This window comes from Microbulbifer aggregans (genome assembly GCF_020524005.1).
Lineage (GTDB): Bacteria > Pseudomonadota > Gammaproteobacteria > Pseudomonadales > Cellvibrionaceae > Microbulbifer > Microbulbifer aggregans_A.
The window spans coordinates 356,429-377,791 of sequence record NZ_JAIVKK010000001.1 but is presented as its reverse complement, the minus strand read 5'-3'; the positions used below and the strand labels follow the sequence as shown (position 1 = coordinate 377,791).

Below are 21,363 nucleotides of genomic sequence, written 5' to 3'. Positions count from 1 at the left end.
GCTTACCTCAGTCTTATTCGTGGAGTTCTTTTCTTGTGGCGGCGCTGGGCTGAGCCGCAGCGTTTCATGTCGACTGTGTACTACACCCGCCCGGCAATTGCCACACCAAAGCCATCTAAGAAACCACTTCAATATCAATAAATTCGTTATAGAACAATAAGTTATATAGACTTGTTGAAGTAGTTTGCAATATGGGGTTAGAAGTGTCGAGGGGGTTAGATATCGCCTTCGAAAATCAAAGAAACAGGCGCCAGAGTGGGTTTTCTAGCGGCGATAAAACTGCCCAATGAGACAAATAAGACCAAACTATTTGGTCACGTTTCTGCGATCCCCTATCATTCCCGCAATTTTTGGCGGCCCTTGCTTCGGGCGAATCCGATTCTCTGCCCCGGGACCTGGTGTGGCCTTGATCCCGGCCTGCCTTCTCGGCATGATCGCCAACCTGGGCGATGAGAGTTGCCAAACACTATTATCTAAAACCTGAAGTTTGCGAGCATTCCATGAGCAACCATCACCGACTGATTATTCTCGGATCCGGTCCTGCCGGTTATACCGCGGCCATTTACGCAGCGCGTGCCAACCTCAACCCGGTTGTTATTACCGGCATGCAGCAAGGTGGCCAGCTCACCACGACCACTGAGGTCGAGAACTGGCCGGGCGGCACCCACGACCTGCAAGGTCCCGATCTGATGGTGCAGATGCAGCAGCATGCGGAGCGTTTCGAAACCCAGATCCTGTTCGATCATATTCATGAGGTAGATCTCAAGCAGCGCCCGTTCACCCTGAAAGGCAATGAAACCTACACTTGTGACTCACTGATCATTGCTACCGGCGCCTCAGCACAGTACCTGGGACTGCCGTCCGAGGAAGCCTTCCAGGGACGCGGTGTCAGCGCCTGTGCAACCTGCGACGGCTTCTTCTACCGCGACCAGAAAGTTGTGGTTGTCGGTGGCGGCAACACCGCTGTTGAGGAAGCTCTGTACCTGTCTAACATCGCCAGCGAAGTAACCCTGGTTCACCGCCGCGATGAGCTGCGCTGCGAAAAGATCCTGCAGGACCGCCTGCTGGACAAGGCAGAAAACGGCAATATCAACCTGTGCTGGAACCACACCCTGGAAGAAGTGCTGGGTGACGACAACGGCGTAACCGGCGTGCGCCTGAAAAATACCCAGGATGACTCCACTAAAGAGCTGGAGACTGCCGGCGTGTTCATCGCCATCGGTCACAAGCCGAACACTGACATTTTCCAGGGGCAGCTGGAAATGAACGGTGGCTACATCGTGGTTGAAAGCGGCCTGAACGGCAACGCCACTCAGACCTCTGTTCCCGGCGTATTTGCCGCTGGCGATGTCTCTGACCACATCTACCGCCAGGCCGTTACATCAGCCGGTACCGGCTGTATGGCCGCACTGGATGCAGAACGCTACCTGGATGCCTGATGGCCTCGACCGGTGTGCGTGATGCGACCCCAAAAGGCGATCTTCGGATCGCCTTTTTTGTGCAAGTCGGTGGCATCATTTTTCTTATTCGGTATTGTTATCCGGACTCAGGAGCAAGGCGCCCCCAAATTCATGATACTTCCCCTTCTTGATGCGGATAACGTTGATTTTCCGGCCACCGAGCAGGCACTGGATGACCCCAATGGGCTGCTGGCCGTTGGTGGCGCGCTGACCCCGGATTGGCTTTTGGCCGCTTACCGCCGAGGTATATTTCCCTGGTTCTCAGATGACCAGCCAATTCTCTGGTGGTCACCCTCCCCCCGTTGCGTCTTTTTCCCTTGTGAGGTCACATTTTCCCGCAGCCTGCGCAAGACACTCCGCCGCCAGCGCTATCAGGTGACGTTCGACCAGGCATTCAGTGCAGTGATGCAGGGCTGCGCCGGCCCCAGGCCTGATGACTCTGGCACCTGGATCACGAATGAAATGCATTGCGCCTACCAGCTGATGCATGCCCGCGGGCATGCGCACTCCGTCGAGGCATGGGAGGATGGCGAGCTCGTTGGTGGGCTCTACGGTATTGCCATCGGCCGCGTTTTCTTCGGTGAGTCCATGTTTCACCGCGCTACTGACGCCTCCAAAGTCGCTTTTGCGCATCTTATCGCACAGCTGCGGCAGTGGGATTGCCAGCTGATTGACTGCCAGGTGAGCAATCCCCATCTGGCCAGCCTGGGAGCGCAGGAGATTTCCCGGAGCCGCTTTGAGGCGAAACTGCAAAATGAGGTAGCCCGACCCGGATTCCCGGCGCCCTGGCCACGCATGGCCCCCTCCCCCGAGAGTTAAGCCAGGGGTACTTGGTACGAGCACAGAAACAAATTAACCTGAGATATTGATGGCTCAGGGCTACCCATCGCGACAGGTAACACCGGCAGGGGAAATGGTTTGAGTAAGTATTCCCAATTGGATTCGATACGACTCCTGGCAACCCTGCCGCACCCCTGCGGCTACCTGGAAGACCGGGAAGCCACGACCGTATTCGTTGACCCGGAAGCTCCCGTAGATCAGGCGCTATATAGCCGCCTTTCCGAACTGGGCTTTCGGCGTAGCGGCAATTACCTCTACCGACCGCAATGCGCTACCTGTAACGCCTGTATAGCATCCAGGGTGCCTGTTGAGCTGTTTACGCCAAATCGCAATCAGAGGCGCTGCTGGCGTAGAAACAGTGATCTGGAGATCCTGCATCAGACTGATATTGATACCGAAGAGCACTACGCACTCTACGCGCATTACCTCGAGCAGAGGCATGCGGATGGCGAAATGTACCCACCCAGCCGCGATCAGTTTCGCAGCTTCCTGAATAACCCCTGGGGCACCACGAAATATTTGGAATTTCGTGATCGGGGTCGCCTCATTGCGGTAGCGGTCACCGATGTACTCAGTGCGGGCATTTCCGCTATCTATACTTTCTATGATCCCGATGCAGAGCGCCGCAGCCTGGGAAGCTATTCGATTCTGTATCAAATTGACTGGGCGCGCCGCCTGGGATTGGCGAGCGTGTATCTGGGATACTGGATCGAGTCGTGCCAGAAAATGGCCTACAAAAGCCACTTTCAGCCGCTCGAAACACTGGAGAATCACCGCTGGTCGCGCCGGGGTGACTGAGCGGTTTTAACCCGCTTTCCGCAAGCCGCTTCCGCAATCATTGCTGAGATCCCAATAGCGCTTGGCCTGGAAGCGCTTTTCGTGCAAAATGCACGCCCGTTGCACCTGGCGTCTGCTCCAGAGGCGACTGCAAAGCTAGTAGAAATTAATCAAAGGTTGCTGCCGCATGGCAAAAGACGATTACATTGAAATGGAAGGTGAGGTGATCGACACCCTGCCGAACACCACGTTCCGCGTGAAATTGGAAAACGGACATGTGGTGATCGCACACATTTCCGGCAAGATGCGCAAGAACTATATTCGCATCCTGACTGGCGACAAGGTCAAGGTAGAGCTGACTCCCTACGACCTGAGCAAAGGTCGGATCACCTACCGCGCTCGCTGATTCCTTCGCTGCGTGATTCTTGAATCCGCAGTAATAAAAAAGCCACCTTCTGGTGGCTTTTTTCGTTTCTAAATTTCTGCGGTATTAATGCAGGGCTGGCACCGCAGTACTAATCTTGAGCCGATCTTCCTCAACGGTGACTTCCACACGCCCCCCCTCTTCCGAAAGATCACCGAACAATACCGCTTCAGCCAGTGGCTTGCGCAACTTCTCGCGAATCAGGCGGGCCATGGGGCGCGCACCCATCTTTTCGTCATATCCGTTGACAGCAATCCACTCCCGAGCCTCATCATCCACTTCGAGTGTCACTCTGGACTCATCGAGTTGTGCCTGTAGCTCGACGATAAACTTGTCCACCACAGTTTTGACCACGGAGAGATCCAGGGCTCCAAACTGGATGATGCTATCCAGACGGTTGCGGAACTCGGGAGTAAACATCTTTTTAATCTCCTCCATTCCGTCAGAACTGTGGTCCTGACTGGTAAACCCAATCGAGCGGCGACTCATACGCTCTGCACCGGCATTGGTCGTCATAATCAGGATTACATTGCGGAAGTCAGCTTTGCGGCCGTTGTTGTCCGTAAGCGTGCCGTGATCCATAACCTGAAGCAGCAGGTTGAACACTTCTGGGTGCGCTTTCTCGATTTCGTCCAGAAGCACCACACTGTGAGGATGCTTGGTCACCGAATCGGTAAGCAGGCCGCCCTGGTCGAAACCGACGTAGCCGGGAGGCGCACCAATGAGCCGGGAAACCGTGTGGCGCTCCATATACTCGGACATATCGAATCGAATCAGCTCGATCCCCATGACCTGGGCAAGCTGCCGGCAAAGCTCGGTTTTACCCACACCAGTGGGCCCGGCAAACAGGAATGAGCCAATAGGCTTCTCTTCTGCACCCAGGCCGGCTCGGGAGAGCTTGATCGACGTGGCAAGCGCATCAATAGCCTGATCCTGCCCAAACACAACCATCTTGAGGTTGTCTTCAAGCTTGGCCAGCTGAACCTTGTCGGATGCGGAAACACTCTTGGCCGGTATCCGCGCCATTTTCGCAACGACATTTTCGATTTCTGTGACAGTAATGGTCTCGGTACGCTGGCCTGCCGGGAGCAGAGCCTGGTATGCACCAGCCTCATCAATGACATCAATGGCCTTGTCTGGCAGGAAGCGCTCCGTAATATGTCGATTCGCCAGTTGTGCAGCAGCTTCCAGAGCAGAATCAGTAAAGCGGACCTTGTGGTGATCCTCAAAGCAGGATTTCAGGCCCTGCAGAATCTGCACGGTCTCCTCCACGGAGGGTTCATGAACGTCAATTTTCTGGAAGCGGCGTGAAAGCGCGCGATCTTTTTCGAAAATCCCGCGATACTCGTTGAAGGTCGTCGAGCCGATGCAGCGCAACTGGCCACTGGAAAGTAATGGTTTGAGCAGGTTAGATGCATCCATTACGCCGCCAGATGCTGCGCCGGCGCCAATAATGGTGTGAATCTCGTCGATAAATAGCACCGCATGCTCACGCTTTTTCAGTTCTGCCAGCAGCGCCTTGAAGCGCTTTTCGAAGTCTCCTCGATACTTGGTGCCAGCAAGGAGAGAGCCCAGGTCGAGCGAGTAAATAGTGCTCTCCTGTAGCGGCTCGGGAACCTCACCATCCACGATGCGGCGGGCCAGGCCTTCTGCAATCGCAGTCTTGCCCACGCCGGACTCACCAACGAGCAGCGGGTTGTTTTTACGCCGGCGCGCCAGTACCTGAGTCACTCGCTCAACTTCCGGGGCCCGACCTACCAGAGGGTCGATCCGACCAAGAATTGCTTCCTGGTTTAGATTGGTGGCGTAACTTTCCAGCGGATCTGAACCACCAGGTTCCGCAGTGCTGCCCAGATCTTCATCCACCTGCTCTGGGGATGGATCGGGGTTGCTGTGAGAGTTGTGCCCGCCAGAGCTTACGCGGGAAATACCATGGGTGATGTAATTAACGACATCAATGCGAGCAACACTTTGTTGCTTGAGGTAGTAGACCGCCTGACTTTCCTGCTCGCAAAAAATTGCGACCAGCACGTTTGCACCGGTCACCTCTTTTTTGCCTGACGATTGCACATGGAACACCGCACGTTGCAGTACGCGCTGGAAGCCGAGCGTTGGCTGGGTCTCCCGCTCGGTGTCGTTCTCTGGAATGAGTGGCGTTGTTGAGTCAACGAACTCGAGCAGCTCCCTGCGCAGGGCGCTCAAGTCAGCTCCGCACGCGTGGAGAACGTCTGCGGCGGATTCATTGTCCAGCAGTGCCAGCAACAGGTGTTCAACCGTCATGAATTCATGGCGTTTCGCACGTGCACCTTTGAACGCTAGATTGAGCGTTACCTCTAAATCCTTGCTGAGCATCTAAACCTCAAACCTTACTGGCCAATTTCACCCGGGCGCCTAAGCCGCGTTCCGGTACTTGCTGATTTGTCTTTCGCCGACCTCGCCGGCTGGAAGTGTCCGCATTTCGTCAGCTGCGGTGAACTCGCCCTATTCCTCCTCTCCGCTTTCATCACCCTCATCAGCTTCAATTTCACACAGCAATGGATGCTCGTGGTCTCGTGCAAACTGATTAACCTGCGCGGCCTTTGTTTCCGCTATATCTCGAGTATAGACACCGCAGATCGCTTTTCCCTTAGTGTGTACCTGTAACATGAGTTGTGTGGCGCGCTCCCTATCCACATAAAAAAACAACTCCAGTGCTTCGACCACAAAATCCATTGGGGTGTAGTCATCGTTCAGCATCACGACCTTAAACATCGGGGGGCGCTTCAAGCGAGGCTTGGCCTCTGCTACCGCTGTATCGCCCAATCCATCCAGGTAGTCGTCGTCTCCTCCCTCACCTTGGTCAGAGTGTAGTTTAATGGTTTGTATTTTTCCCATAGCGCCAATCAATCAGAATTCAGGTTTATTGGAGGTTTCCACAGGTCCATGGTGACACGCCACCAGAGCCCGGGAAGCGGATAAATTCGAGGGGGCATTGTAACCTCATTCTGAACCAGGCAAAGTCTGAGTAGTCTTATCTTCTTGACAAGCAGGAGGGTCTTGGCTACAAGAGGTAGTAACCGCGCCAGCGCGGTTTGTGGCTTTTGCCACCAGCAGTACATAGTGAAGATGTACCAATAAATGAAGCGCATGAGGCGCGATAACAATAAATAAGACAACTTACTAGGCGGCCAGCAGTCGCCCCGGCAATTAGAGGGATTTCGCCATGCCTACCGGTACCGTTAAGTGGTTCAATAATGCCAAGGGATATGGATTTATTCTGGCGGACGAGGGAGGAGAGGATCTGTTTGCGCACTATTCCGCAATTCAGATGGAGGGGTACCGCACCTTGAAAGCGGGTCAGCAGGTCAATTTTGACATCATTCAGGGCGATAAAGGCTATCACGCTGCCAATATCACCATTGCCACCGCTGACGCTCCCAAAGCGCCTGTGCAGGCCTCCCCTGCTCAAACTCACCAAGAAGAGCACGCCAAAGAAGCGGAAGAGGTTCTGGACTGACCGCCTCGCTTGCCGCGACGCTCAAGCTTCCAGCACCCATAGCCCGGTGAGAGCCGGGCTCCCCTTCTGATCGAGGACGCGTTCGCGCGCGGCTTCTGCTGACAGCGCTGTCCAACTTGGTACGACCGTGCCTACACTAATCATCGATTCCCCTCTTTCGGCCCCATTTCAGCCCTCTGTGGACGGCTTGATATCCAGCTCTGGGGCTGCCCGCCTTTCGGATAATAAATTTCAGGCAATAAAAAGCCCCACCTCCTTTCGGAGGCAGGGCTTTTTCGGCCTGAGGTCGAATTAAGCCATGTGCTTAACGACTTCCTTGCCGAACTCGGAGCAGGACTTCAGGTCTGCACCATCCATCAGGCGCTCGAAGTCATAAGTAACGGTCTTGGCTTCAATAGCACCTTCCATGCCTTTGATAACCAGATCTGCAGCTTCGTTCCAGCCCAGGTGGCGGAGCATCATCTCTGCAGACAGGATCAGGGAGCCCGGGTTTACCTTGTCCTGACCGGCGTACTTCGGCGCAGTGCCGTGAGTTGCTTCGAACAGCGCAACGTCATCAGACAGGTTGGCACCCGGAGCAATACCGATACCACCAACCTGCGCGGCCAGTGCGTCGGACAGGTAGTCGCCGTTCAGGTTCAGGGTGGCGATTACGTCGTACTCAGACGGACGCAGCAGGATCTGCTGCAGCATGGCGTCGGCGATCACGTCTTTTACAACGATCTCTTTGCCGGTGTTCGGGTTCTTGAAGCTGCACCAGGGGCCGCCGTCGATCGGTTGCGCACCGAACTCTTCACGAGCCAGTTCGTAACCCCAGTCAGCGAAGGCGCCTTCGGTGAACTTCATGATGTTGCCTTTGTGCACCAGAGTCAGGGAGTCGCGATCCTGGTCAATGGTGTACTGCAGCGCTTTGCGTACCAGGCGCTTGGTACCCTCTTCGGAAACCGGCTTAACACCGATACCCACGTTTTGCGGGAAGCGGATTTTCTTAACGCCCATTTCTTCTTGCAGGAACTTGACGACCTTGTTGGCTTCGTCAGTACCGGCTTTCCACTCGATGCCAGCGTAGATGTCTTCGGAGTTTTCACGGAAGATCACCATGTCTACCTTGTTCGGCTCTTTTACCGGAGAAGGTACACCGCTGAACCAGCGTACTGGACGCTGACATACGTACAGATCCAGCTCCTGGCGCAGGGCAACGTTCAGGGAGCGGAAGCCGCCGCCTACCGGGGTAGTCAGCGGGCCTTTGATGCTTACAACGTAATCTTTGATCGCTTCCAGGGTTTCAGCCGGGAACCAGTCGCCGCTGTAGGTTTCAGCCGCTTTCTCGCCGCAGTAGATTTCCATCCACTCGATGGCTTTCTCGTCGCTGTACGCTTTGCTGACTGCGGCGTCGATTACGCTGCGCATTACCGGGGTGATGTCCACACCGATGCCGTCGCCTTCGATGAAAGGAATGATCGGGCGATTCGGTACATTCAGAGAACCGTCTGCGTTTACTGACACTTTTTCGCCGTTGGCCGGCACTTGGATGTGACCCATGTGGTATGACTCCCGTAACACATAATTAATTGACCAGCCCAGAGCCCGAAAAACCTGCATAATGCGCGGCTGATACGGCGGCCGGTAAGAACTGCCGACCCCTTGTTACTCCGGGGGCTGGCTAAAAATCGGCGCGATTATATCAGTATCAGTCGAATTTTGTAGTTTGATTACAACTAAAGCACCACTAAGTCTTATGAGTCGCCTGATTCTTCTCAACAAACCCTTCGGCGTTCTTTGTCAGTTCACCGACCCGGAGGGTCGTCCGACACTGGCAGACTATGTGCGCGAGCCGGGGGTCTATGCGGCCGGGCGGCTGGATTTTGATTCAGAGGGCCTGCTGTTACTGACCGACGATGGCCAACTCCAGCACGCCATCGCCCACCCCCGCAAGAAGCTGCCAAAAACCTACTGGGTGCAGGTTGAGGGTGAGATGGATGAAGAGGCGCTTCGCCAGCTCCGCAGCGGCGTACGCCTGAAAGATGGAATCACTGCGCCGGCAAAGGCCCGCGTGATCCGCGAGCCCCAGCTCTGGCCACGAAACCCGCCCATTCGAGAGCGGAAAAGCATACCCACTTCCTGGCTCGAACTGACCATCCAGGAAGGACGCAACCGGCAAGTGCGGAGAATGACTGCCGCCGTCGGGTTTCCCACCCTTCGCCTTGTTCGTTCCGCCATCGGCCAGTGGAATATTGATGGGTTGCAGCCTGGTGAATCGCGCTCCGAAGAGGTACATCCACCCTCCCCCGGTACCCATGTGGCCGATGGGCGGCGACGTACCCGGCCAGAAAAAAGCACCGGCCGACCCGGGTCACGCCGGCCACAACGAGGTGGCCGTTAATCGATCATTCGGGTGCAGACTCCCTCACAATACCTCCTGGATACGTCCTGGCGCGTCCTTTCACGCTCCGGCGGCGAACCAACTAGTCTGTATTAGGGGCCTGTCGATCACCGTCCGAATGGATGCAGGTTGGTCACGACAGGCATTCATGGGTAAAATGCGCCCCCAATTTTCCCGCTTGCGGTGGAAAACTGCTCTCAATCCTTTATGGCGGAGTCTTCTGTGCCTCTAGATTCACCTGCAAACCTTCCTGATTTTGCCAGTACCGGTATCCCTGCCGGCGGGCGCGTGATTGTCGGCATGTCCGGCGGTGTCGACTCTTCAGTCGCCGCCCTGCTCCTGATGCAGCAGGGCTATCAGGTGGAAGGGTTGTTCATGAAGAACTGGGACGAGGATGACGGCACAGAGTACTGCACCGCAAAGCAGGACCTGGCTGATGCAGAGTCGGTCTGCGCGCGCCTCGGGATCAAGTTGCATACAGCGAACTTTGCTGCTGAATACTGGGACAATGTATTCGAATATTTTTTGTCCGAATACAAAGCTGGCCGTACCCCCAATCCCGATATCCTGTGTAACCGGGAAATCAAATTCAAAGTCTTCCTTGAATACGCCCAGGTATTGGGTGCGGACGCCATTGCCACCGGCCACTATGCCCGCCGCAAAGATATTGATGGCCGCACGTATCTGGCGAAGGGCCTCGATGCCAACAAGGATCAAAGTTACTTCCTCCATGCAGTGGGCGAAGCGGAATTTGCACGTTCCCTGTTCCCGCTTGGGGAGCTGGAAAAGCCGGAAGTGCGTCGTATCGCAGAAGAAAACGGCTTTATCACCCACGCTAAGAAAGACAGTACCGGTATCTGCTTTATCGGCGAACGTCGCTTCAAGGATTTTCTTGAGCAGTACTTACCCGCGCAACCCGGAGAAATGCAGACCCCGGAAGGTGAAGTGATGGGGCAGCACTGCGGCCTTATGTACCACACCATTGGCCAGCGGCAGGGCTTGGGTATCGGCGGTGTAAAAGGCGCTGGCGATGCGCCCTGGTATGTAGTGGGTAAAGATCTGGAGCGCAATGTCCTTCTGGTGGCTCAAGGCAAGCACCATCCCCTGCTCTATTCTACCGGCCTCAGGGCCTCACAAACCCACTGGATCAACCGTGAGCCGCCGGCCATGGAGTTCCGCGCCGGAGCCAAGACCCGTTACCGCCAGGAAGACCAGGATTGTCTCGTCACAGTGGGCGCTGACGGCAACCTGACGATCACTTTTGACCAGCCCCAGCGCGCCGTAACGCCGGGCCAATCGGTGGTGCTGTATCAGGGCGACATCTGTCTTGGTGGCGCGGTCATTGATGAAGCAACCGGCATCGGCCAGATTGACTCAGTAACAGGGGGCCACTCTTGAGCGACTGGAAAGATCAGGCGCTGGCATTGGCTGGCGTCTTCCAAGCGGCGATCCTGGTGGAGCGTCTGGCCAAAACCGGCACAGCACCGGCAGACCAGCTCGAAACCGGCGTCTACAGCCTGTTCCAACAGAGCCCGGAAACCACCGAAGATGTATTTGGTGGTGTTGAAAAAGTGCTGCCCGGACTGCGCGGCGCACGCCAGCTGATTGCAACCCGCCAGCACCCGGAATACGCCGACTGCCTGCGGTATGTGCTTTCGATCCTCTACTTGCAGAGGCAGCTGGCGAAGAAGCCGGAATTGCTGTCGATCATCGGCAGTCGGCTGGAAAATGCCAAAACCCAAACCGAACACTTTGGCCTGGATCACGAAAACGTCTATGCCAACCTCGCCAGTATTTACGGCGACACCCTCAGCACTTTCCGCTTTCGCATTCAGGTGCTCGGGGATTTCAATTACCTTCAGCAACAGCGTATCGCGAATCAAATCCGAACCATGCTGTTTGCCGGCGTGCGATCAGCAACCCTGTGGCGACAATTGGGCGGACGACGACTTCATTTGTTGTTCCAGCGCAAGAAATTGATTGCCGCAATGGACGCGCTGATTTCCAAGTACGAAAGCCTGGAACACTGACCCATTTCGTTTTTTCTGCCGCTAAATTACCTGGGTAAAAAGCGGCTGATATTCAATATCGGAGAGATATGATGACTGTCGAACTATCCGCACTGACCGCGGTTTCCCCCATTGATGGCCGCTATGAAGGCAAGACTGCAGCCCTTCGGGATATTTTTAGTGAGTACGGCCTGATCCGCGCGCGGGTGGAAGTGGAAGTACGCTGGCTGCAGCAGCTGGCCAGTCATGAAAAGATCGGTGAAGTGCAGCCATTCACTGGTAACAGCAACCAGGTTCTGGACGACATCGTCAGCAAGTTCTCCATTCAGGACGCCGAGCGCATCAAGGAAATCGAGCGCACCACCAACCACGACGTAAAAGCGGTTGAGTACTTCCTGAAAGAGAAAATCAAAGGCGATGCGCAACTCGAAGCCGTAAGTGAATTCATACACTTCGCCTGTACCTCTGAAGATATCAACAATCTGTCGCACGCTCTGATGCTGCGCGCTGGTCGCGATCAGGTACTGCTGCCGGCAATGAACCAGATCATCAGCGAAGTGGCAGAGCTGGCCAAAACATTCGCCGACGTGCCTATGCTGTCCCGCACCCACGGACAAACTGCGAGCCCGACCACCGTCGGCAAAGAGCTGGCGAACGTTGTTGCACGCCTGCGCCGCCAGGTTAAGCAGATTCACGAAGTAGAACTGCTCGGCAAAATCAATGGCGCCGTCGGTAACTACAATGCCCACCTGTCCGCCTATCCGGATGTCGACTGGCAGGCGAATGCGGAAGCGTTTGTTACATCTCTGGGACTGAGCTGGAACCCCTACACCACTCAAATTGAGCCGCACGACTACATCGCTGAACTGTTCGACGCAATCGCCCGTTTCAATACTATTCTGATCGATTTTGACCGCGATATCTGGGGCTACATCTCCCTCGGCTACTTCAAGCAGAAAGTGGTAGCTGGCGAGGTTGGCTCTTCCACCATGCCGCACAAAGTCAACCCGATCGACTTCGAAAACTCCGAAGGCAACCTCGGCATCGCAAACGCAGTATTCCAGCACCTGGCGGCCAAACTGCCGGTTTCACGCTGGCAGCGCGACCTGACCGACTCCACCGTGCTGCGCAATATGGGTGTCGGCGCGGGCTACTCGGTCATTGCTTACGCGGCGACCCTGAAAGGTCTGAGCAAGCTTGAAATCAACCGTGCGCGCCTGGAAGAAGACCTGAACAACGCGTGGGAGGTTCTCGCCGAACCAATCCAGACCGTAATGCGTCGCTACAACATTGAAGAGCCTTACGAAAAACTCAAGGCACTGACCCGTGGCCAGGGCATTACCAAGGAAACCCTGGCGGTGTTCATCGACGGGCTGAAAATGCCGGAAGAAGCCAAGCAGGCGCTGCGTGAAATGACCCCGGCCAGCTATATCGGTAACGCTGTGCAACAGGCAAACAATATCTAACCATTGCCTGGAGGCGATGCCGTGACTAAAGCCCTGACTCATCTTGGCGATATCAGCGTCGAGGAATTTCTGCGGGATTACTGGCAGAAAAAACCATTGCTGATCCGGCAGGCCTTCCCTGACTTCACTCCCCCGATTTCGGGGGAGGAACTGGCGGGGATGGCACTGGAAGAGCATATCGAATCACGCCTGATTGAAGAGCACGGTATCGATGGGCCCTGGCAGCTACGCAACGGGCCCTTCAAGGAGGAAGATTTTTTCTCCCTTCCGAAAAGCCACTGGACATTGCTGGTTCAAGCGGTGGACCAGTGGGTTCCTGAAGTAGCGGAACTAAAAGACAAGTTCCGGTTCATCCCGTCCTGGCGCCTCGACGACATTATGATCAGCTATGCCGCTGATCAGGGGTCGGTCGGCCCGCACTACGACTTTTATGACGTCTTTCTGCTGCAGGCAGAGGGCAAGCGTCGCTGGCATCAGGGCGGCAAGGCCGATGCCAGCAGTCCGCGCGTGGAAGGTACCAAGCTCAACATCCTGCAACATTTTGATGCGGATAACAGTTGGCTGCTGGAGCCGGGTGATATGCTCTACCTGCCTCCACAATATAGCCACTGGGGCATAGCCGAGGGCGGATGCACCACCATTTCAATCGGCTTTCGCGCTCCGTCCGCGCGCACACTGCTTGAAGACCTGGCCTCGGAACTCGCCATGGGGCTTCCGGACCATCTGCGCTACACCGATCCCGATCTGACCCTCCCGGAAAATCCGTCAGAAATCGATCCCGCATCGGTCGCCCGCGTGCAGAGACAGCTGGCCGAATGGCTGCAACAACCGCAAAACGTCGCCCAGTGGTTCGGCGCGATCATGACGGAAGCCAAATACCCGGATACCATCGCACTTGACGCTGGCAGCGCAGAAAACTGGCGCGATCTGCTGGCCGAAGACGGTGCTCTCGTACTCAACCCCGGCTCCCGCTGTGCCTTCTGTCGCGATCCGGAAACCCTGTTTATCGACGGGGAATCCTTCCCAGCCCCGCTGCTGTTTGCGGAAGTCTTCTGCGATACCCGTGAGCTTACCAGTTCCGACCTTGACCCCTACCCCGAGCTGATGGCCCATAACGGCCTGATCGATCAGCTGGTTTCTCAAGGGAGCCTGATCAATCCCGCGGACCTCGATGCCTGGGATGAAGAGGACGAGGAAGAGCTATGAGCCTGTTTGTGCGTCTGGCTGACTGGAATGCAGATCACGAAGCAATCCGCAGGATTCGTGAACAGGTGTTTATTGAAGAACAGAAAGTGCCTGCAGATATCGAGTGGGACGAGCACGAAACCAGCGCACAACATTTCCTGATTTTCCTTAACGACAAACCGGTAGGCACAGGTCGCATAACAGGCGATGGGAAAATTGGTCGGATGGCTGTATTAGCAGGCGCCCGAGGACACGGCGCTGGTCTGCAGCTTCTGAAGTTTATCTGCGGGTTTGCCCGGGCTGAGGGGCAGAAGTCTGTTTATCTCAACGCGCAATGCCAGGCGGAACCCTTCTACGAGAAAGCAGGCTTTGCCAAGGAAGGAGACGTATTCGCGGAAGCCGGGATACCCCATGTGCGCATGACGAAAAAGCTGGGGGAAGCTGCGGAAAATGCGTGAAGCAGATACCGAGCTGCAATCCTTTACCGGCCCTGAAGGGTGTGCAACGGCGTTGCGTCAGTTAATTCAAAATGCCAAACGTCACGTTAGAATCGCATCGCAGCGGCTTGAACATGCGATTTATCACGACCCCCATACCGTGCAGGTCCTGTCGGACTTCGCCCGACGCAGCCGGTATAGCCGGGTAGAAATTCTGGTGACGGATACCCAGTCCATGCACCAGCGCAGCCACCGGCTAATCCCCTTGATCCAGCGCCTCAGCAGTTACATCCAGTTGCGCTGCCTGCAGGAAAATAATGTACTCACCGCACAAGAGTATGCGCTGGGAGACGACCAACAAATCCTGCTGGTTACGGATACTGAACAATGGCGCGGGGTTTACGAGCCATACAACCGTCAGCGGGCACGCAAACTGGACGATCAATTTTCCCGAGACTGGATCCACGCTTGCGAGGATCCAAACCTGCGTCAATTGCAGCTGTAACCTGCAGTGAACGCGGGGCTTGCGCCCCGCTCGGGCAAGTCTTCAAGCCGCCACCCGAAGCCCCTGCCGCGCCGCGCGAATCGCCGCAGTTTCACTGCGCTCAATCACGTCGACATCAATACCGCGCGTACTTGCTGTACCGATAAAGTCATCAATGATTTCGGCAACATCGTGATTGATATATACGCAGTTCTGCTTGTCGATAATCACATGCGCATTATCCGGTATTTCGCTGAGCTCTTTACGGATGGCGCCCATATTCAAAAAGGTAACCTCTTCCGCCAGTTGCAGGCTGATCCGGGGCCGGTCGTCTTCCTCGGTGTCCTCTTTTTTGTGCAGGAAGTGTGAGTTGAGATAGTTCCGGCGCAACAGGGCGAAAACAGCCGCTGCCATGCCAAGGCCAACCCCTGTCAGCAAGTCTGTCAGCACTACGCCGAGCACGGTCACCATAAAGGGTAGGAACTGCCCGGCACCGTTGTCCCACATTTTCCTGAACAGGGCCGGCTTGGCGAGTTTGTAGCCAGTGAGGATAAGTACCGCCGCCAACACACCAAGAGGAATCATATTCAGCCAGCTGGGCAATGTAGCCACGCACACGAGTAACAGCAGACCATGCAAAATGGTGGATGCCTTGGAGCGCGCGCCGGTCTGCAAGTTGACCGAGCTGCGTACAATTACCTGGGTTACCGGCAAACCACCGATAAAGCCTGACAGGGAGTTACCCACGCCCTGAGCTACCAGCTCGCGGTTCGTCGGCGTCGTGCGCTTGAGCGGATCCATTTTATCGATCGCTTCGACGCTGAGCAGAGTTTCAAGACTGGCAACAACGGCAATGGTTACTGCAACCGTCCATACCGCCGGGTTATTGAGCTGGGAAAAATCAGGCAGCGTAAACTGACCAAAAAACTCTCCCAGACCGGAAGCTACCGGAACGCTGACCAGCTGCGCTTCAGAAAGTCTCAAAACATCAAACGGAACAAACATCAGGTGCAGCATCACGGCAGAGGCTACCGCCAGAACGGGGCCAGGAATTCGGCTTGCGATACGATTGTTTTTGACGATCGGCGTTTCCCAGACAATGAGCAATGCGACCGAAATCAGGAAGATGATCAGCACACCACGGTGAATATTGGCGATGAATTCGGTCATCGTTGCAGCGAAACCGCCGCCTGCAAACTCGACATCCCCTACCCCGAACGCGTAGGGAATCTGCTTCAGAATAATGATCAGACCGATGCCTGTGAGCATGCCGTTGATCACCGAAGACGGAAAGAAATATCCCAGGATGCCTGCACGCAATACGCCAAGCAGTATCTGCATCAGACCACCTAGAAACACCGCCAACAGGAACGTTTCAAATGCGCCGAGAGTTTCGATCGCAGTAAGAACGATCACGGCGAGACCGGCAGCAGGTCCGGAAACCCCGAGGGGTGACCGGCTGATCGCACCAACCACCACACCGCCGATAATGCCAGCAATCAAACCGGAAAAAAGCGGCGCCCCTGACGCGAGCGCTACACCCAAGCAAAGTGGTAGCGCAACAAAAAAGACTACCACACTCGCGGGCAAATCTTTTTTAAGATCCTTCATATTCATTACAACTCACTCCTGCAAAACCACTGCTGATCAGCGGAGACCAGCAAACAACAGCAGATGCGTGCCCACGTCCCCGGGCGCACATAAAAGGACGAGCAGATTACACAAGCTAACTTTCAGCAACCTTTCACCACCGGCGACGGCTTCGTGTCCAAATAGTCAGGTAAATCGATCGCTCATCGTGTAATCTCTGCCCGGCTGAACGTCACAGCGAACCGGTTTGGAGAACCATGAATATACTTTTGGTTGAAGATGACCCATTGCTGGCTGAGGGTCTGCAGCAGGCTCTGCGGCAGGCTGAATATTCAGTCGTGCACACCGCGCTGGGAGAGCATGCCGATGGCCTGTTGCTCGCCCAGGAGATGGATCTGATGATTCTGGATCTTGGCCTGCCGGACATAGACGGCCTCGACGTACTGCGCCGCTTACGGAGTCGTAAACACCGTATCCCGGTATTGGTGCTTACCGCCCGGGACGGCATGGATCAGCAGGTGCAGGCCCTGGATATGGGAGCCGACGATTTTCTGGAAAAACCTTTTGACCTCAGGGAACTCGAAGCCAGGGTCAGAGCGCTGCTGCGTCGTAGCTACGATCTGTCCTCTGACGAAGTCAGCATCGGTGAGCTGACCGTGAGTCCGTTTCACCGCACTGCGACGTTAAAGGGGCAGCGCCTGGAACTGACCGCCCGGGAATATGAAATCCTCGAGGCTCTGGCGATATCCGCACCGCGGGTTATGACCAAGGCGCGGCTGGCACAGCGACTGACCAGGCCCGGCGAAGAGCTGGGGGATAACGCCGTAGAGGTCTATATACACCGGCTGCGTCGGCGGCTGGCGGATTCCGGCGTGGCCATTCGCACCCTGCGGGGGGCCGGGTACCAGCTTGAGGAGCAGGCGTGAAAACACGCTACGGTCTGCGCACACAGCTATTGATGCTGGTCGGCATCTCGCTTTTTTTCCTGTTTTTGATTGAGATGCTGGTGTCATACGCCATCGGCCTGCATGTCACAAACCAGGTGTTCGATCGCTGGCTACTGGACTCCGCCTACTCGCTGGCGCAGGAAGTGCGACGCGATGACGGTGAACTGAAGTTTTACGCCGACAAAGCCGCGATCGAAGTATTTGAGTGGGACGAGCTGGATCAGGTCTATTTCCGAGTGGCGACGCCGGATGGCCAGGTGCTCGGCGGTCAGGTGCAACCCTGGGTTGCTGCCGATATCGCAGCACTCAGGAAGGGTCCGGTATTCAGCAATGTCGAACTCGATGGTGACTGGGCAAGAACGGTAACCGTTCTTGCCAACCCTGACTCTCCCGATAGCACCGCGATCGTGAGTGTTGCCGAGACACTACACAAAAGATCGCCACTGGCGCGCACGCTGATGGCGGAGGTACTGTTTTCAAAAATTACCTTGTTCATCGTGGCGCTCGTGCTAATCGCTATCGCCCTTACCCAGGGAATCCGCCCACTGCGCAAACTGAGCCAGGAGCTCGCGAACCGCTCTCCCGGTGATTTAACGGCCATCAGCACCCCGCCTGCGCCACATGAAGTCCACACTCTGGTCGACAACACCAATCGACTTTTGCAACGTCTGGATACGGCGTTTACCTCACGCGAACAGTTTATTGGCAATATCTCCCACCAACTGAAAACACCGCTCGCGGGCATCAAACTTCAGGCACAGCTGGCCCTGCGCAACAACGATATCAACTCGGTTCACGAGGCACTCGAGCGCATATGCCAGACCACGGATGCGATGTCTCACGTTAACAGTCAGCTACTCAAACTGGCCCGCGCAGAAGCCGCCTCGGGCCGCGGTGTAAGGAACGAGGTGGTCCCACTCAATACCGTGGTTCAGGAGGTCGTCGCGGGTCTCAAATACCTTGCGCAAGAACGCGAGGTGCTCATTCACCCTAAATTGGGCAGCGCACAATACGAAGTGCTCGGCGAGTACACCTTGCTGCGGGAATTGGTGTGGAACCTGGTTGAAAACGCAATCCTGTACGTGGGCGAGGGGGGAGTTGTGTGGGTAGAGTTGACGCAGGACAGTGCCACCAAAGAAATTGTACTGAGCGTCAAGGATAGCGGGGCCGGAATACCGCGGGAGCACTGGCCGCAGATTTTTGAGCGATTTTTCCGCCCTCAAAATATCGGGGAAGGTTGCGGCTTGGGGCTGGCGATTGTCCGCGAAATCGCCCTCGCCCACAGCGCCAAGGTCAGTCTTGAAGACGCACAAGATACCACCGGCGCCTGCTTCGTTACCCGCTTTCCACCTCTCGAGTGAGCCGCTCTTGCTATCTTGCAATGTAGCAGGACTCGATAACTTCGCCAGCGATCTGACAAGGTTCTCGGAGCTGCGATCGTTTCCAACCTGCCCTTCGCAGCACTTATTCAGCGCGCAAAACCGGATTTCATCGATCCTTGTCGCGCTGATCTCGCCCGTTTGATCGCCGGGCAGGGTCAAATAATCCTGGCCGGTGCCGTGCTGGGCTCCAGGCGGATCGCAATGAACTTGGAGGTCGGCGTATAACTGCCGATTCCGTAACTTTCCAGCGGTACCAGCGGATTCGTTTCCGGGTAGTACGCCGCGGCTTGTCCGGGGGGAATATCGAACGCGATCAGGGTAAATCCCGACACCCGGCGCTCGTGATCATCGTCCCAGAGGGAGACGATATCCACCTGCTGCCGGTCTTCAAAGCCCAACCGATGTATATCCTCGCGATTGGCAAATACCACATGGCGTTCACCCTGCACGCCGCGGTAACGATCATTGAGGCTGTAAACGGTTGTATTGTACTGGTCGTGGGAGCGCAGGGTTTGAAGTACCAGGTCGTGCTTGCGGCCTTTCCTGCGCACACCATCACTGATCAAAAACTCGGGCAATGGCTCGGCAGCGAAGTTCGCTTTTTCAGTGCTGGTCTTCCACTGCCGTTTTCCGGCTGAGTTTTGCAGATAAAAACCACCGGGCGTGGACAGGCGCAGGTTGAAATCGTCAAAGCCTGGAATGACGTCCGCAATGAGATCGCGGATCCGGGCGTAGTCTTCGATCAGCCACAACCAGTCCACTGGCTGCTTTCCGAGCGTCGCCTGCGCCATGCCGGCGATGATGGCGGGCTCCGAACGCATTTCACTCGAGAGCGGCTTCAGCTGCCCGTAGGACGCGTGCACCATACTGAACGAGTCCTCGACGGTTACCGCCTGAGAGCCGCGCGCCTGCTGATCGATATCGGTACGTCCGAGACAAGGCAGGATCAAGGCTTCCTGACCGGTAATGAGGTGGCTGCGGTTCAGCTTGGTACTGACCTGTACGGTGAGCGCACAATTGCGCAGGGCCTGATGTGTACGCTCGCTATCCGGTGTAGCTTGGGCAAAATTGCCACCTAGCGCGATAAATACCTTAATTTTCTTATCGAGCATGGCACCAATGGACTGCACTACGTTGACGCCATCTTCCCGAGGGCAGTCAAATTCAAAACGTCGCTCCAAGGCGTCCAGCAACGCCGCCGGCGGTTTATCGTCAATGCCCATGGTGCGATCACCCTGCACATTACTGTGCCCGCGGACCGGGCAGACTCCTGCCCCGGGAATGCCGATTTGGCCCCGCAATAACTGCAGATTAGTGATTTCCTGAATCGTTGCTACCGAGTGGCGATGCTGGGTAACGCCCATGGCCCAGCAGACAATCGTGCGATTGCTGCGGCAGTAAATGTGAGCCGCGCGCTCAATTTCGGATTTTTCCAGTCCGCTCTGGGAAAGAATGCTTTCCCATGACGTGCGGTCTACGAGCTCACGATAGGCTTCGAAGCCCGTGCAGTGTTCGTCGATAAATGCCTGATCCAGCGGGCCATCAACGTTGTCCCTCTCCGCCTCCTGTTGCCACTGGAACACGAATTTCGCCATGCCCCGGATCACCGCCATATCACCACCGAGTGCGGGGCGAAAGAACGCTGTACACAGTGCAGTCTCACCATTGGTCATCATCTGCACCGGATCCTGCGGCGCCTGGAAGCGCTCCAGTCCCCTTTCCCGCAGGGGATTAAATACCACTACTTGCGCACCGCGTTCCACTGCTTCGCTAAGAGGCTCCAACATCCGCGGATGGTTTGTGCCCGGGTTTTGACCAATGACAAAAATTGCCTCAGCACTCGCGAAATCCGTATAGGTAACCGTGCCTTTGCCGGTACCGATACTGGCTTTCAGCGCGACACCGCTTGCCTCGTGACACATATTCGAGCAATCCGGCAGGTTGTTGGTACCGTAGGCACGCGCGAAAAGCTGATACAGAAAGGCGGCTTCATTACTGGCACGCCCGGATGTATAGAAGGCGGCCTGGTCCGGTGAGTCCAACGCTTTCAGGTGGCCACCGATAATCTCGTAGGCGCGATCCCACGAAATGGGCTGGTAGCGATCACTCTTTCCATCGAAGTACATCGGTTCCGTGAGGCGCCCCTGGTATTCGAGCCAGTAATCGTCGTGCTCCAGCAGTTCACTGATACGGTGTTTCGCAAAAAAGTCGGCGTCCACCCCTCGCCCACTGGCTTCCCAGTTGACCGCCTTGGCACCATTTTCACAGAAGCGGATACGACCTTCCTTCGGCGCCTCCCCCCAGGCGCACCCGGGGCAGTCGAAGCCGCCATGCTGGTTGGTCTGTAACATGGCACGCAGGTTCTTGAACGGCTGACGGCTGTCCAGCCACGCGTGAGCGACACTACGCAATGCGCCCCAGCCAGCGGCAGGTTTCTGGTAAGGGCGGAAGCGAAAACGGTCGACCGGGGTCTTCATGGTAAA

Annotated in this window: 19 protein-coding genes; 14 read left to right on the top strand and 5 right to left on the bottom strand. The window is 56.0% G+C overall.

Annotated features, from left to right (window positions below; all coding sequences use genetic code 11):
* Window positions 1-500: 500 nt before the first annotated feature.
* The 4 genes from trxB (at window position 501) to infA (ending at window position 3,483) form a co-directional block, all read left to right on the top strand.
* Window positions 501-1,439: a thioredoxin-disulfide reductase gene (trxB, locus tag LC093_RS01730; RefSeq protein WP_226661364.1), complete on the top strand. Its 939-nt coding sequence runs from the start codon at window positions 501-503 to the stop codon at window positions 1,437-1,439.
* 132 nt (window positions 1,440-1,571) lie between these two features.
* Entirely contained in the window at window positions 1,572-2,279 is a 708-nt protein-coding gene (gene aat / locus LC093_RS01725; RefSeq protein WP_226661357.1) for a leucyl/phenylalanyl-tRNA--protein transferase, read from the top strand.
* A 99-nt stretch (window positions 2,280-2,378) separates the two neighbouring features.
* Window positions 2,379-3,098, top strand: coding sequence for an arginyltransferase (locus tag LC093_RS01720; protein ID WP_226661355.1), 720 nt, complete (start codon window positions 2,379-2,381; stop codon window positions 3,096-3,098).
* 166 nt (window positions 3,099-3,264) lie between these two features.
* Window positions 3,265-3,483 carry a translation initiation factor IF-1 gene (gene infA / locus LC093_RS01715; protein WP_010130378.1) on the top strand — a complete coding sequence of 73 codons (219 nt, stop codon included), beginning with the start codon at window positions 3,265-3,267 and terminating at the stop codon, window positions 3,481-3,483.
* Between the two features lie 84 nt (window positions 3,484-3,567).
* Here the strand turns inward: infA and clpA are convergent, their stop codons facing one another.
* Window positions 3,568-5,853 (bottom strand): ATP-dependent Clp protease ATP-binding subunit ClpA, encoded by a 2,286-nt coding sequence (gene clpA / locus LC093_RS01710; protein ID WP_226661353.1) that lies wholly within the window; start codon window positions 5,851-5,853, stop codon window positions 3,568-3,570.
* Window positions 5,854-5,982: 129 nt separating this feature from the next.
* The gene (gene clpS, locus LC093_RS01705) at window positions 5,983-6,375 is read right to left on the bottom strand and encodes an ATP-dependent Clp protease adapter ClpS (protein WP_226661350.1); all 393 of its coding nucleotides are present in this window, start codon (window positions 6,373-6,375) and stop codon (window positions 5,983-5,985) included.
* Between the two features lie 328 nt (window positions 6,376-6,703).
* On the opposite strand from clpS, the gene cspD reads away from it, so the two are divergent.
* A complete protein-coding gene (cspD, locus tag LC093_RS01700) occupies window positions 6,704-6,997 on the top strand; it encodes a cold shock domain-containing protein CspD (RefSeq protein ID WP_319004897.1) in 294 nt (97 codons plus the stop codon).
* Between the two features lie 291 nt (window positions 6,998-7,288).
* Here the strand turns inward: cspD and icd are convergent, their stop codons facing one another.
* Window positions 7,289-8,539 (bottom strand): NADP-dependent isocitrate dehydrogenase, encoded by a 1,251-nt coding sequence (gene icd, locus LC093_RS01695; RefSeq protein ID WP_226661348.1) that lies wholly within the window; start codon window positions 8,537-8,539, stop codon window positions 7,289-7,291.
* A gap of 196 nt (window positions 8,540-8,735) precedes the next feature.
* On the opposite strand from icd, the gene LC093_RS01690 reads away from it, so the two are divergent.
* From LC093_RS01690 to LC093_RS01660, 7 genes are all read left to right on the top strand, one after another.
* Window positions 8,736-9,380 carry a pseudouridine synthase gene (locus tag LC093_RS01690; protein ID WP_226661347.1) on the top strand — a complete coding sequence of 215 codons (645 nt, stop codon included), beginning with the start codon at window positions 8,736-8,738 and terminating at the stop codon, window positions 9,378-9,380.
* Between the two features lie 300 nt (window positions 9,381-9,680).
* Window positions 9,681-10,778 carry a tRNA 2-thiouridine(34) synthase MnmA gene (gene mnmA, locus LC093_RS01685; RefSeq protein ID WP_413231486.1) on the top strand — a complete coding sequence of 366 codons (1,098 nt, stop codon included), beginning with the start codon at window positions 9,681-9,683 and terminating at the stop codon, window positions 10,776-10,778.
* On the top strand, window positions 10,775-11,410 hold the full coding sequence (hflD, locus tag LC093_RS01680; protein ID WP_226661343.1) for a high frequency lysogenization protein HflD: 636 nt from the start codon (window positions 10,775-10,777) through the stop codon (window positions 11,408-11,410). Before mnmA ends, hflD begins: the two co-directional genes overlap by 4 nt.
* Before the next feature lie 71 nt (window positions 11,411-11,481).
* Window positions 11,482-12,855, top strand: a complete 1,374-nt coding sequence (purB, locus tag LC093_RS01675) for an adenylosuccinate lyase (RefSeq protein WP_226661340.1) — start codon at window positions 11,482-11,484, stop codon at window positions 12,853-12,855.
* Window positions 12,856-12,876: 21 nt separating this feature from the next.
* Complete coding sequence (locus tag LC093_RS01670) at window positions 12,877-14,061, top strand: JmjC domain-containing protein (protein WP_226661338.1); 1,185 nt, start codon at window positions 12,877-12,879, stop codon at window positions 14,059-14,061.
* Complete coding sequence (locus tag LC093_RS01665; protein ID WP_226661336.1) at window positions 14,058-14,498, top strand: GNAT family N-acetyltransferase; 441 nt, start codon at window positions 14,058-14,060, stop codon at window positions 14,496-14,498. The genes LC093_RS01670 and LC093_RS01665 overlap by 4 nt, the downstream gene beginning before the upstream one ends.
* Window positions 14,491-14,982: a hypothetical protein gene (locus LC093_RS01660; RefSeq protein ID WP_226661335.1), complete on the top strand. Its 492-nt coding sequence runs from the start codon at window positions 14,491-14,493 to the stop codon at window positions 14,980-14,982. The genes LC093_RS01665 and LC093_RS01660 overlap by 8 nt, the downstream gene beginning before the upstream one ends.
* A 42-nt stretch (window positions 14,983-15,024) precedes the next feature.
* Here LC093_RS01660 and LC093_RS01655 read toward each other — a convergent pair whose 3' ends face one another.
* A complete protein-coding gene (locus LC093_RS01655; RefSeq protein ID WP_226661333.1) occupies window positions 15,025-16,578 on the bottom strand; it encodes a SulP family inorganic anion transporter in 1,554 nt (517 codons plus the stop codon).
* A gap of 230 nt (window positions 16,579-16,808) precedes the next feature.
* Between LC093_RS01655 and LC093_RS01650 the strand changes: the two genes are divergently transcribed.
* Window positions 16,809-17,477 (top strand): response regulator transcription factor, encoded by a 669-nt coding sequence (locus tag LC093_RS01650; protein WP_226661331.1) that lies wholly within the window; start codon window positions 16,809-16,811, stop codon window positions 17,475-17,477.
* Complete coding sequence (locus tag LC093_RS01645) at window positions 17,474-18,859, top strand: sensor histidine kinase (RefSeq protein ID WP_226661330.1); 1,386 nt, start codon at window positions 17,474-17,476, stop codon at window positions 18,857-18,859. Before LC093_RS01650 ends, LC093_RS01645 begins: the two co-directional genes overlap by 4 nt.
* Before the next feature lie 176 nt (window positions 18,860-19,035).
* Here the strand turns inward: LC093_RS01645 and LC093_RS01640 are convergent, their stop codons facing one another.
* Window positions 19,036-21,357 (bottom strand): FdhF/YdeP family oxidoreductase, encoded by a 2,322-nt coding sequence (locus LC093_RS01640; RefSeq protein WP_226661328.1) that lies wholly within the window; start codon window positions 21,355-21,357, stop codon window positions 19,036-19,038.
* Between the last annotated feature and the right edge of the window lie 6 nt (window positions 21,358-21,363).